Source organism: Belnapia sp. F-4-1, from assembly GCF_000802185.1.
Classification (GTDB): domain Bacteria; phylum Pseudomonadota; class Alphaproteobacteria; order Acetobacterales; family Acetobacteraceae; genus Belnapia.
Genome location: NZ_KN676113.1, coordinates 1747453 through 1759054, shown reverse-complemented (window position 1 = coordinate 1759054; position 11602 = coordinate 1747453). Strand labels below are relative to the sequence as shown.

General features: G+C 70.0%; 12 protein-coding genes. 5 read left to right on the top strand and 7 right to left on the bottom strand.

Annotated features, from left to right (window positions below; translation table 11 throughout):
• Positions 1–2: 2 nt before the first annotated feature.
• The 7 genes from LH62_RS28195 to LH62_RS08510 form a co-directional block, all read right to left on the bottom strand.
• Complete coding sequence (locus LH62_RS28195; protein ID WP_052213983.1) at positions 3–869, bottom strand: hypothetical protein; 867 nt, start codon at positions 867–869, stop codon at positions 3–5.
• A gap of 237 nt (positions 870–1106) precedes the next feature.
• Positions 1107–1310 (bottom strand): hypothetical protein, encoded by a 204-nt coding sequence (locus tag LH62_RS08535; protein ID WP_043360599.1) that lies wholly within the window; start codon positions 1308–1310, stop codon positions 1107–1109.
• A gap of 4 nt (positions 1311–1314) precedes the next feature.
• Entirely contained in the window at positions 1315–2127 is an 813-nt protein-coding gene (locus LH62_RS08530) for a sterol desaturase family protein (protein ID WP_052213981.1), read from the bottom strand.
• Between the two features lie 64 nt (positions 2128–2191).
• The gene (locus LH62_RS08525) at positions 2192–2902 is read right to left on the bottom strand and encodes a GntR family transcriptional regulator (RefSeq protein ID WP_043360597.1); all 711 of its coding nucleotides are present in this window, start codon (positions 2900–2902) and stop codon (positions 2192–2194) included.
• A 252-nt stretch (positions 2903–3154) separates the two neighbouring features.
• Positions 3155–3445: a DUF6166 domain-containing protein gene (locus tag LH62_RS08520; RefSeq protein WP_043360596.1), complete on the bottom strand. Its 291-nt coding sequence runs from the start codon at positions 3443–3445 to the stop codon at positions 3155–3157.
• 57 nt (positions 3446–3502) lie between these two features.
• Positions 3503–5653 carry an acetate--CoA ligase family protein gene (locus LH62_RS08515; RefSeq protein ID WP_052213980.1) on the bottom strand — a complete coding sequence of 717 codons (2151 nt, stop codon included), beginning with the start codon at positions 5651–5653 and terminating at the stop codon, positions 3503–3505.
• A 77-nt stretch (positions 5654–5730) separates the two neighbouring features.
• Complete coding sequence (locus LH62_RS08510; protein WP_052213978.1) at positions 5731–6333, bottom strand: carboxymuconolactone decarboxylase family protein; 603 nt, start codon at positions 6331–6333, stop codon at positions 5731–5733.
• A gap of 133 nt (positions 6334–6466) precedes the next feature.
• Between LH62_RS08510 and LH62_RS08505 the strand changes: the two genes are divergently transcribed.
• The 5 genes from LH62_RS08505 to LH62_RS08485 all read left to right on the top strand — a co-directional run bounded on the left by LH62_RS08505 (position 6467) and on the right by LH62_RS08485 (position 11394).
• The gene (locus tag LH62_RS08505) at positions 6467–7381 is read left to right on the top strand and encodes an ABC transporter permease subunit (protein ID WP_043360593.1); all 915 of its coding nucleotides are present in this window, start codon (positions 6467–6469) and stop codon (positions 7379–7381) included.
• Positions 7378–8661 (top strand): high-affinity branched-chain amino acid ABC transporter permease LivM, encoded by a 1284-nt coding sequence (gene livM, locus LH62_RS08500; protein ID WP_043360592.1) that lies wholly within the window; start codon positions 7378–7380, stop codon positions 8659–8661. The genes LH62_RS08505 and livM overlap by 4 nt, the downstream gene beginning before the upstream one ends.
• Positions 8658–9467 (top strand): ABC transporter ATP-binding protein, encoded by an 810-nt coding sequence (locus tag LH62_RS08495; RefSeq protein ID WP_043360591.1) that lies wholly within the window; start codon positions 8658–8660, stop codon positions 9465–9467. The genes livM and LH62_RS08495 overlap by 4 nt, the downstream gene beginning before the upstream one ends.
• Positions 9464–10189, top strand: coding sequence for an ABC transporter ATP-binding protein (locus tag LH62_RS08490; RefSeq protein WP_043360589.1), 726 nt, complete (start codon positions 9464–9466; stop codon positions 10187–10189). The genes LH62_RS08495 and LH62_RS08490 overlap by 4 nt, the downstream gene beginning before the upstream one ends.
• 83 nt (positions 10190–10272) lie before the next feature.
• A complete protein-coding gene (locus LH62_RS08485) occupies positions 10273–11394 on the top strand; it encodes a branched-chain amino acid ABC transporter substrate-binding protein (RefSeq protein ID WP_043360587.1) in 1122 nt (373 codons plus the stop codon).
• Positions 11395–11602: the final 208 nt, after the last annotated feature.

The following is an 11602-nucleotide window of genomic DNA, read 5'->3' as shown; positions in this document are numbered from 1 at the left end:
CGTCAGCGGCGGGTGGCGCAGCCCGTCCTGACGAAGGCTTCCTCGGCGGCGGTTAGCCGCTCGCCCTGCTGGAACCGGAACAGGGCGCGGCTGCAATTCGGGTCGATGCGCGGCCTTGGCGCAGCAGCCTGGCGCAGCGGCGGCGGGGGCGGCGGCGCCGGAGGCGGCGTGGCCAAGGCGATTTCCTCGACCACCGGCTCCGGTGGCGGCGGCTTGGCCGCCGGCATCGGTGGCGGCTCCACGGGGCGCAACACCGGCAGTTCCACCCGCTCGATCGGCGGCAGGCTCTGCGCTGCCGGGGGTTCGGGCGCGGGCGGCGCCGATGGCGGCGGCAGGGCGGCCAGGACCGGCTGAGGCTCGGACGCAGGCGCAGGCGCCGCGGCCACCGGCTGCGGGCTGGGCGGCGTCGGCGCCGGGGCGGCCGGCAGCAATGCGATTCCGATGGCCAGGCAGCAGGCCAGGACCACGCCACCGCCGATCCAGCGCGTCCGGCGCCGGCGCGGTGCCGGGCCGGGCTCATCCTCCTCGGCCACATCCGGTGCGGAAGGTGGCGGCGTCGTAATGCGCGGCCGGCCAGGCACCTCCCAGGCCGGATCCCTGGCGAGTGCAGCCTGCACCGCGCCGATCCAGCCCTCAGGGCCCCCGAGGCCGAGCGGCGGCAGCGCATCGAATCCCTCAGCCACCACTTTCGGCAAGGTGCGCAGCATCAAGGGGTCCACCCGGCCATGCCAGACCGGCAGCGTGCCCGGGCATCGCTCGGGGAAGTTCGCCGCCTCCAACGCCCGGCGCAGCCTAGCCTCGGCATTCGGTGTCGCATTGGGGATGAGGTCGATCAGCGCCAGCCCCACGGCGGGATGGGCGAGAGCCATGCACCCCATCCCCACCCCGGCCGGCCCGCCAAGGCCAAGGCGGCAGCGCCCCACCGCCCGCCATCCGGGGGGCAGCGCGGCCAACAACCGCTGTTCCGGCCCGGCCCGGGAAGCCAAAGGATCCACCTGCGCCACCTGGTCCACGATCGTTCCTTTCCACCCAATCAGGAAACGACGAGAGTTGGGATCGGTTGCGCAGGCGGCGAGGGAACTGTTCCGCCTGTTGCAGATTGGTCGCTATAGATCCGCACGCCAGACCCAAAGTCCGGCCACCATCCCGGCCAGGATGGCAGGCAGCAGGGCAGCGAGCGGCCCGGCGCCCAGGTCGTAGGCCAGCGCCCCCCACAGCAGCGCCACGCCGACCCCGACCGCGATGCCGCCGACCAGCGACGCGCGGGATGTCTTGATTTGTCCGCCATCCAGCGGCGAGAGCGCGGCCATCGCCCTATTCCGCCGCCATCAACCGCGGCTTGCCGGCCCGCGGGTCATCGGTGCCATGCCGCACCCGCTTCAGGTCCGGCCGCCGATGCGTCGCGTCATAGCCGTTCACCAAGTGGCCGAGCAGCCCGCGCCGCAGGTCGCTGGTGCCGAAGAACCAGTCGGCGATCGGGTAGGTCAGGTTGAAATTCCGCTCCATCATGATGGCCGTGTCGTGGTGCGCGGCATGATGGCGGCGGATGGTGTTGATGAAGGGGATATGCCGGACGATCCGGTCGTCCTTCACATGGCAGCAGAAGTGGAAGAGCTCGTAATTGAGGTAGAGCGCCGTGTTGGTGATCAGCAGCAGCCAGCCCGCATCCGGAACGCCAAGCGCCCGCAGCAGGAAGCAGGGCACCAGCGACAGGGCGAGGAAGGTGATGAGCGCATAGGGCGGAAAGAAGACGATGCGGAAGTCGCGCGCATCGTCGATGGTGTATTCCGTCTCGGTGAAGAACTGGTGATGCGCCAGCGTGTGCCGCTTGTAGATGCCCATGAAGCCGGGCACCGGCCGGTGCATCACGTATTTGTGGATCCACCACTCGAAGAGGTTGGCGCCGAGAAAGGCCGCGGGCACCACCAGCCACTCGTACCAGGCCGGCGCCTCGACCTGCCGCGCCGCATACCAGATGGCCGCACCGCCGATCGCATAGATCAGCGCGACATGCGCCCAGCCATGATAGAGCCGCCCGATCTTTGCCCGGAAATCGGCGCGAAAGGCCTGCTGCCGTCGGGAAAGCCGCTCGCGCCGCAAGGCCGCGCCCGATGCGCCGTCCACCATGCCGTTCCTCCGCCCATTACTGATATATCAGCATGTGGCGGAGACGGCGGTCAAGGCAAGCCGGTCAAGGCTCGGGGCCGACCGTCGCCCGGGTGAAGCTCTCGATATAGTCGATCAGCGCATCGGAGGCTGCCGCCGCCTCCTCCGCCAGGCCGTCGGCGATGTTGCGGGCAAGGCGCGCATGCGCCGCCGCAGCCTCCGGCAGCCCCGCGCTTCGCCGCCAATGGATGAACCAGAAGCGCCGCGACAGCCCATGCATCAGCGCCATGGCAGCCGCGGCGAACTCGTTGTGCGCGGCATCCGGCAACAGCAGGTTCAGCTCGCGGTCGAGGCGGAGGAAGCCGGTCTCGTCCCGGGTTGCCGCCGCCGCCTCCATCGCATCGGCGATGGCGCGCAGCCGGTCACGCTGCGCGGCATCGGCACGGCGGGCCGAGGCGCGGGCGGTGAGCCGCTCGATCTCCCGCCGGACCTCCAGCAGCCGCAGCTGCTCGCGGATATCGACCGGCGCGACGACGATCCCCCGCCGGGGCAGGATGCGCACCAGGCGCTCCCGCGCCAGGCGCTGCAGGGCTTCTCGCACCGGCGTCCGCCCGAAGCCGGATTTGGCGGAGAGCTGCGCCTCGCTCACCACCTCGCCCGGTTGGAGCGCAAGTGTGACGATCGCCTCCTCGATGGCGCGGTAGGCCTGTTCGGTCATGGTCGCCGCGGCATCGGCGGCGCTGCTGCGCCTGCGGCGAAGCGAGGGGGCACGGCGGGGTGGCGTATGGTCGGGCATGGATCAGCTTCTACGCGATATGGCCGGGGGCAGAACATGCCCGGTTGACAGGAAACCGCTGCCCGGCGACACTGAATGCAAGAGATATATCAAGCCACATATCAGCGGCAGTCCACTGCCCGTCGAATGCGCCATTGATATATCCGCCCTGCGAAAAGCCGGGTTTAGGGAGGGTGGTCCAGCGGGTCGAGCGTGCGGTTGGCGGCGATGCTGCCAGTCGTGCGCTCCCTTGCCCATTGCATAGCGCCGAACTCATAGGCGCGACAGTGCCGCATCGATATCCTCGGAGGTCAGCAGCCAGGCATTGTCGAGCCCGGCCACCACCTCGCGCATGAAAGCCTCCGTCAGCGCCTGGGCGCGCTGCGGGTCGCCCAGGTGGTCCGCCAGCAGGGCAAGCGCCAGCTGGCGCGGCCCGTCGCCCTCATAGGTCCATTCGAACCCCATCGGGGAGAAGCGGCGCAGGTCGAAGCGCGGATCGAGCGGCGCACCGTCGACCGTCACCTCCGCGCCGGCCAGGCCGCGGCCGCCCTCGTAAACCTTCATCCAGTGCGGCTCCCCCCGCTGGCGCGGGCGGATGCTACGCCATGGCGGGCTGATATGTCATCCGCTGCACCGCACCAATCCATCGACGGCGAGGCAGCCCCAGTCGCCACAGATCAGCGGATTGACCTCCGCCTCCTGGATGCGCGGCCCCGCCTCCGCCACCAGCACGGAGAAGGCGGAGACGGCGCGGGCAATGGCGCCGATATCGGCGCGCGGGCTGCCGCGGAAGCCATCGAGCAGCGGGAAGCCCTTCAGGCTCCGCAGCATCTCCTCCGCCCGTTCGGGGCTGACCGGAGCGAGGTCGAGAGCCACGTCGCGCCAGAGCTCGGCCTGCACCCCGCCGGTGCCGACCAGGACGAGCGGGCCGAATTGCCCGTCCCGCCGGGCGCCGAGGATCAGCTCCATCCCGGGGCGGGACATGCGCTGGATCAGCACGCCGTCGAGCCGGGCCTCGGGCGCGTGTTGCCCGGCCGAAGCCATGATGGCAGCGAAACCCGCCTCCACCGCCGCCCGGTCGGCGAGGTTCAGCTTCACCCCTCCCACCTCGGTCTTGTGCGCGATGTCCGGGCTGTCGAGCTTCAGCACCACGGGGAAGCCGAGCCCGGCCGCCGCTTCAGCGGCCTCGGCCGCCGTTGCGGCGCGGCGCTCCTCCACCACCGGCACGCCGACCTTGGCGAACAGCGTCTTGGCTTCCGCCTCCATCAGCACCGCCTCGCCGGCAGGCAGCCCGGCCAGCGCCGCCTCCAGCCCCGCCGGCCGCGCCGCCGGCGCCATCGGCTGCCGTCCGTGATACTCCAGCCAGAGCCGAACGGCATTCATCAGCCTACGCATGGAGCGGAAAAGGATCAGCTCCGGCACCGAATCCGCGGCGACGGCGCCCGGCCCCTCGAGTTGCTCCGGAATCCAGGCGATCAGCAGCGGCTTGCCGAATTTGCGCGCATAGGGGCGGAGCTGCTCCATCCGCACCTGGGTCGAGGCATGGTGCGAATAAACCACCGGCATCACCGCGCAGCCGTATTGCGGGTCGGTCAGCATGGCCTCCATGCAGGCATCGTAGCTGGCCGGGTTGGAGGCGACCTGGGCGGTGAGGTCGCAGGGATTGCGGGGAGCACCGAAATCCGGGATGGCGGCGCGCAGCACGGCCTCGGTCTGCGGCATGGGCTGCGGCATGGCGAGGCCGAGCGCCTCCGCATGGTCGGCCGCCATGATGCCGGCGCCGCCCGAGGGGGTGATGATGGCAACGCCCGGCGCCGTCGGCGGCGGTGCCTTGGCGAACATCCCGGCCGTTTCCAGCAGCGCGTCGAAATCCTCCACCTCGACCATGCCGGCACGGCGGAAGGCGGCCGACCAGGCGGCGGCGCTGCCCGCCAGCGAGCCGGTATGCGACACGGCCGCCGCCGCCCCCGCCTCGCCGCGTCCGAGCTTCAGCACGACGATGGGCTTGCCCGCCTGCCGCGCCGCCTCGCCGAGCAGCGCCAACCGCCGCCCGTCGCGCAGGCCCTCGACCGCCAGCGCCACCGCGCGGCATTCCGGCATGGAGAGCTGGTAGGCAGCGAGGTCGCAGACATCGAGGTCCGTCGCATTCCCCGCCGTCGTCATATGGCAGACGGAGAAACCGCGCTCGGCCGCCTGCATCAGCGCATAGCCGAGCGCACCCGATTGGCTGGTGATGGCGACGCCGCCCGGCGGCGCCGTCAGCCGCGCATATTCCGGCATGAAGGTGACGCCGGCCCTCAGCACGTGGTCGACGATGCCGAGGCAGTTGACGCCGACCAGCGGCAGGCCCGCAGCGCGGCAGCGTTCGCGCAGCGCCTCCTCCTCCGCGACGCGGTCGGCAAGCCCGGTTTCGCCATAACCCGATGCGAAGGCGATGATGCCGCCCGCACCCTTCTCGATGCAGGCCTCCACCGCCGGCATGATGCCGGTGCGCGGCAGGGCGAGCAGCACGCAATCCGGTGCCTGCGGCAGGTCGGCGATGCTGCCGACGCAGGGGAAGCCGTGCAGCTCCTGCCCGGCATATTTCGGGTTCACTGCCCAGACCGGCCCATCGAAGCCGCGCATGTTGCCGATGCTGCGAGCGCCGAACCCGATCGGGTCGGCCGAGACGCCGACCACGGCGACGCTGCGGGGGGACAGCAGGCGGCGCAGGCTGGCGGGATCGCGCAAGGGTTCCGGCCCGGCCCGGCCATCCGTGACGTGGTGCTGCAAACGCTCCTCCCGCTGCTGTCCCGCCCTTCGCGGCGGTTCCTTGGACAGGCGTCAGCCTAGCCCCGGCCCTGCCCCGGTCAACCCTGGGGCAAGGGCTTCAGCGGCTCCGGCACACCCGGCGGCAGCGGCACCTGGGCGACGTTGAGGATCATCGCCACCGCCACGTAGTAGCCGCTGACGCCCAGCAGGTCGACGACGCCTTGCTCGCCGAAATGCTCCCGCGCCGCGGCATAGGTGGCATCCGAGACCTGATGGGTCGTGTGCAGCTCGGTGCAGAAGTCGTAGACGATGGACTGCTTGGCATCCATGCCCTCCGGCCGGCGCCCCTCGGCGATGGCCTCGGCGATGGCGGGCGGCAGCCCGGCCTTCATCGCCAGCAGATGGTGCGCATACCACTCGAACTGCGCCGACCAGGTGCGCGCCGTGACCAGGATCGCCAGCTCGTTCAGCGCCGTCGGGATGGAGCTGTTGAAGCGCAGATACTCGCCGACCTTCTGGAAGCGGTCGGCCAGGTCCGGGCTCCGCAGCAGGGCCGGAAAGGGCCCGCGCAGCCCGCCGCGCGGCCCGCCGGCGATGCCGCCCGCGCCCCGCCGCTGCGCCTCGGTCAGCCGCTCCTCCGGGATCGGCGGCAGCCGGCCGCTGCGGCCGTCATCGGGTGGGATTGCCGAATCGGAAGCCATTACCCTGTTTCCTCCGCTCATGGATCGGGCAGGGATCATCGCCCTCTCCCCGCAGGACGGCAACTTCCCCTATGCCGCAGCCGCGGGCATGGCTAGCTTCGGGGCAACAGGGAAACACGGGCTGGAGGACTTCTTGGCCTATGCATTGCAGCAGCTGATCAACGGGATCAGCCTGGGGATGATCTACGGCCTGATCGCCGTGGGCTACACCATGGTCTACGGCATCATCGGCATGATCAATTTCGCGCATGGCGACGTGTTCATGATCGGCGCCTTCCTGTCGCTGATCGCGGTGCTGCTGCTCTCCATGGGCGGGGTCATGGGTGGGCCCGCCGGCATCATCCTGGTGCTGCTCCTTTCCGTCGTCATCACCGGCATCTATGGCTGGGCGATCGAGCGCATCGCCTACCGGCCCTTGCGCGGCAGCTTCCGCCTGGCGCCGCTGATCTCGGCCATCGGCCTCTCCATCGTGCTGCAGAATTTCGTCCAGGTCAGCCAGGGCGCACGGGTGAAGCCGATGGAGACGCTGGTGCCCGGCGGCGTCGAGGTGATGCGCGAGGAAGGCTTCGTCGTCCAGTTCGCCTATACGCAGATGATGATCATCGGCGTGACGCTCGCCGTGCTCGCCGTCTTCACCATCCTGGTGACGCGGACGCCGCTCGGCCGCGCCATGCGGGCCTGCGAGCAGGACCGCAAGATGGCCTCGCTGCTCGGCATCGACACCGACAAGACCATCAGCCTCACCTTCGTCATCGGCGCCGCGCTCGCCTCCGTCGCCGGCACGATGTACCTGCTGCGCTACGGCGTGATCGATTTCTACATCGGCTTCCTCGCCGGGGTGAAAGCCTTCACCGCAGCGGTGCTAGGCGGCATCGGCTCGCTGCCCGGGGCGGTGCTCGGCGGGCTGCTGATCGGGCTGATCGAGACCTTCTGGTCGGCCTATTTCAGCGTGCAGTACAAGGATGTCGCCGCCTTCTCCATCCTCGTGCTGACGCTGATCTTCCTGCCCACCGGGCTGCTCGGCCGGCAGGAGGTGGAGAAGGTATGAGGCTGCAGCTGGCTCTGAAGGATGCCTCGATCGGGGCCGTCGTCGCCGCCCTGCTCTTCATCCCGCTCGTGGCGCTCCGCACCGATGTCGGCAGCGCCGGCGCGCTGGTGCTGCGCTACCGCTGGGCCGATGCGGCGATCCTCATCGGCCTCGTCTTCCTCGGCCGGCTGGCGCTGGTGCTCTGGACCGGGCGCACGGGCCTGCGCCCCAGCACCTCCGCCGGGCCATGGACGCAGCGGCTGCAACAGGCGGGGCGGCTGGCGGCGCCGGCCTTCCTCGCCTTCGCGCTGGTGCTGCCGGCGATCCCGGGCATCGACCGCTATTGGCTCGACCTCGGCATCCTGGTGCTGACCTATGTGATGCTCGGCTGGGGGCTCAACATCGTCGTCGGCCTCGCGGGGCTGCTCGACCTCGGCTATGTCGCCTTCTATGCCGTCGGGGCCTACTCCTATGCGCTGCTGGCGCAGTATTTCGGCCTTTCCTTCTGGGTCTGCCTGCCGCTGGCCGGCATCCTCGCCGCCTTCTGGGGTGTGCTGCTCGGCTTCCCGGTGCTGCGGCTGCGGGGCGACTACCTCGCCATCGTGACACTCGCCTTCGGCGAGATCATCCGCGTCGTCCTGCTCAACTGGGTCAGCCTGACCGGCGGGCCGAACGGCATCAGCGGCATCCCCCGCCCCTCCTTCTTCGGCCTGCCCTTCAGCATGGCGGGCGGCGAGGGCACCTTCGCCGGCTTCTTCGGGCTGGAGCCTTCCTCCACCCACCGCGTCATCTTCCTCTACTACCTGATCCTGGCGCTCGCCCTGCTGACCAATTGGGTGACGATCCGGCTGCGCCGCCAGCCGCTCGGCCGCGCCTGGGAAGCGCTGCGCGAGGACGAGATCGCCTGCCGTGCCCTCGGGATCAACGTCACCGTCACCAAGCTGACGGCCTTCGCGCTCGGTGCGATGTTCGGCGGCTTCGCCGGCGCCTTCTTCGCCACGCGCCAGGCCTTCATCAGCCCGGAGAGCTTCACCTTCATCGAGAGCGCCATCATCCTGGCGATCGTCGTGCTCGGCGGGCTGGGCAGCCAGATCGGCGTCGCCGTCGCGGCGCTCGTGCTGATCGGCGGGACGGAGATCTTCCGCGACCTGCAGGAGTGGCGGATGCTCGTCTTCGGCGGCGCCATGGTCGTCATCATGGTCCTGCGGCCACGCGGGCTGGTGGGGACGCGCACCCCCTCCATCGCGCTCGGCAAGCGACGGGCGATCGACGGCAAACTGGTCGGGGAGGGGCACGGATGAGCCACCCCATCCTCGAGGTGCAAGGCCTCACCATGCGCTTCGGCGGCCTCACCGCCGTCTCGGGCGTCTCCTTCGCGGCGGGGAGCGGGGAAATCACCGCGCTGATCGGACCGAACGGCGCGGGCAAGACGACGCTCTTCAACTGCGTCACCGGCTTCTACCGGCCGAGCGAGGGCATCATCCGCCTGCACAAGCGGGGCGAGCCGCCGACCGAGCTGCAACGCCTGGCCGGCCACCGCATCGCCCGCGCCGGCGTCGCCCGCACCTTCCAGAACATCCGCCTCTTCCCCGGCATGACGGCGCTGGAGAACCTGCTGATCGCCCAGCACAACCGGCTGATGGCCTCCACTGGCTGGGGCATCGGCGCGGTGCTCGGCCTTTCCGGCTATCCCAAGGCCGAGCGCCAGGCGGTGGAGCTGGCGAAGCGCTGGCTCACCGCCACCAACCTGATGGATCGCGCGGACGACCCGGCCGGCGCCCTGCCCTACGGCCAGCAGCGCCGGCTGGAGATCGCGCGGGCCATGTGCACCGGGCCCGCCCTGCTTTGCCTCGACGAGCCGGCCGCCGGCCTCAACCCGCGCGAATCCGACGAGCTGGCGCGGCTGCTGCTCGACATCCGGGCGGAGCGCACCTCCATCCTCCTCATCGAGCACGACATGGGCGTCGTCATGCGCATCAGCGACCGCGTCGTGGTGCTCGACCATGGCGTGCTGATCGCCGACGGCACGCCGGCCGAGGTGCGCGGCAACGCCAAGGTCATCGCCGCCTATCTCGGCGAGGATGAGGAGGAGGCGGCCTCCGCATGACCACCCCGCTTCTCGAAGTCGATTGCGTCTCCGCCGGCTACGGCGCGGTGCAGGCGCTCTCCGATGTCTCGCTGCAGGTCATGCCGGGCGAGATCGTGACGCTGATCGGCGCCAACGGCGCCGGCAAGTCAACGCTGCTGATGACCATCTGCGGCTCGCCCAGGCCGCGCGCCGGACGCATCATCCTCGGCGGCGAGGACATCACCGGCGAAGCGACGCACCTCACCATGCGCCGCGGCGTCGCCCAGTCGCCCGAGGGCCGGCGCATCTTCCCGCGCATGTCGGTGCAGGAGAACCTGCTGATGGGCGCCCAGGCGCTGGTCAAGGGCGACCCGACGCCGCAGCTGGAGCAGGTCTTCGCCCTCTTCCCGCGCCTCAAGGAACGCCTGGGCCAGCGCGGCGGTACGCTCTCGGGCGGCGAGCAGCAGATGCTCGCCATCGGCCGCGCGCTGATGTCGAAGCCGCGGCTGCTGCTGCTCGACGAGCCCTCGCTCGGCCTGGCGCCGCTGGTCGTGCGGCAGATCTTCGGCGCCATCCGCCAGCTCAACGAGAGCACGGGGCTGACCGTGCTGCTGGTCGAGCAGAACGCCAACCAGGCGCTCCGCCTCGCGCATCGCGGCTACGTCCTGGTCAACGGGCGCATCACCATGGAAGGCGTGGGGCATGAACTGCTGGCCCGGCCGGAGATCCGCGACGCCTATCTCGGCGGGGGCCACGGCTAGAGCATTGGAGCGGCCAGGTTCATTCGCCTAACATCGCAACCAAGCTGCCCTGACGGCAGCGGCATCAGCAGGGAAAGCAGACAATGCTCAATCGCAGGGGACTGATCGCCGGCACTGCCGGCATTGCGCTCGCCAGCCCGGCCCTGATCCGCCCGGCCTTCGCCCAGGGCGGCCCGATCCGCCTGGCCTGCGCCGGGCCGATGACCGGCTCCAACGCCGCTGCCGGCGAGCAGATGAAGACCGGCGCCCAGCAGGTCGTCGCCGACATGAACGCCAAGGGCGGCGTGCTCGGCCGCCAGCTCGCCCTCGAGATCGCCGACGATGCCTGCGACCCGCGCCAGGCGGTCTCCGTGGCCAACCAGCTCGCCGGCCGCAAGGTGGCGATGGTCGCCGGGCATTACTGCTCGGGCAGCTCCATCCCCGCCAGCAAGGTTTATGCGGAGGAGGGCGTGCTGCAGATCAGCCCGGCCAGCACCAATCCGAAATTCACCGATGACGGCGCCTGGAACACCTTCCGCGTCTGCGGCCGCGACGACCAGCAGGGCCAGATCGCCGGCGCCTACATCGCCCGCACCTACCCGGGCAAGAAGGTGGCGATCCTCCATGATAATCAGGCCTACGGGAAGGGCCTGGCCGACGAGACCAAGAAGGCGCTCAACGCCGGCGGCATCCAGGAGACCGTCTACACCGCCTACAACCCGGGCGAGCGCGACTACAACGCCCTCGTCTCACGGCTCAAGAGCTCGGGCGTCGAGGTGATCTATGTCGGCGGCTACTACACCGAGGCCGGCCTGATCCTGCGCCAGGCCAAGGAGCAGGGGATGAACGTGACGCTGATCGGCGGCGACGCCCTCGTCACCAAGGATTTCTGGCAGATCACCGGCGCGGCCGGTGAAGGCGCGCTGATGACCTTCAGCAGCGATCCGCGCCGGCGCGCCAGTGCCGCCCAGGTGGTGCAGACCTTCAAGGCGAAGAACATCGATCCCGAGGGCTACGTCCTCTACACCTACGCCGCCGTGCAGATCTGGGCCGCCGCCGTCGCCAAGGTCAACAGCGTCGATGCCAGGAAGGTGGCGGAGGCGATGAAGGCAAGCGGCCCCTGGCAGACCGTCCTCGGCGACATCGCCTTCGACAGGAAGGGCGATGTCACCGTTCCCGATTACGTCTTCTACGTCTGGCGGAATGGCGACTACGTGCAGATGTAGTGCTTGAAATGGGCCCCCTCGCGGGCCCATCTTGGCTTCAGTCGTCAACAACCGAAAGGAGGTGATCCAGTGTCTCATTGCCATACGCCGCGTGCCCTGCCTGCGGCCTGGATCATCGTCACCGCCACTGCGGAGATGGCTTCCTGAGCCCTGCCTAGGCCGGCAACGGCTGCAGCAATGGAAAGGCCCGGGTGGGAAACCGCCCGGG

Coding starts and splice junctions, on each gene's coding strand:
- LH62_RS08490 (WP_043360589.1), top strand. CDS start 9,464: ATGACCACCCCGCTTCTCGAAGTCGATTGCGTCTCCGCCGGCTACGGC.
- LH62_RS08530 (WP_052213981.1), bottom strand. CDS start 2,127: ATGGTGGACGGCGCATCGGGCGCGGCCTTGCGGCGCGAGCGGCTTTCC.
- LH62_RS08485 (WP_043360587.1), top strand. CDS start 10,273: ATGCTCAATCGCAGGGGACTGATCGCCGGCACTGCCGGCATTGCGCTC.
- LH62_RS08525 (WP_043360597.1), bottom strand. CDS start 2,902: ATGCCCGACCATACGCCACCCCGCCGTGCCCCCTCGCTTCGCCGCAGG.
- LH62_RS08495 (WP_043360591.1), top strand. CDS start 8,658: ATGAGCCACCCCATCCTCGAGGTGCAAGGCCTCACCATGCGCTTCGGC.
- LH62_RS08510 (WP_052213978.1), bottom strand. CDS start 6,333: ATGGCTTCCGATTCGGCAATCCCACCCGATGACGGCCGCAGCGGCCGG.
- LH62_RS08535 (WP_043360599.1), bottom strand. CDS start 1,310: ATGGCCGCGCTCTCGCCGCTGGATGGCGGACAAATCAAGACATCCCGC.
- LH62_RS28195 (WP_052213983.1), bottom strand. CDS start 869: ATGGCTCTCGCCCATCCCGCCGTGGGGCTGGCGCTGATCGACCTCATC.
- livM (WP_043360592.1), top strand. CDS start 7,378: ATGAGGCTGCAGCTGGCTCTGAAGGATGCCTCGATCGGGGCCGTCGTC.
- LH62_RS08520 (WP_043360596.1), bottom strand. CDS start 3,445: ATGAAGGTTTACGAGGGCGGCCGCGGCCTGGCCGGCGCGGAGGTGACG.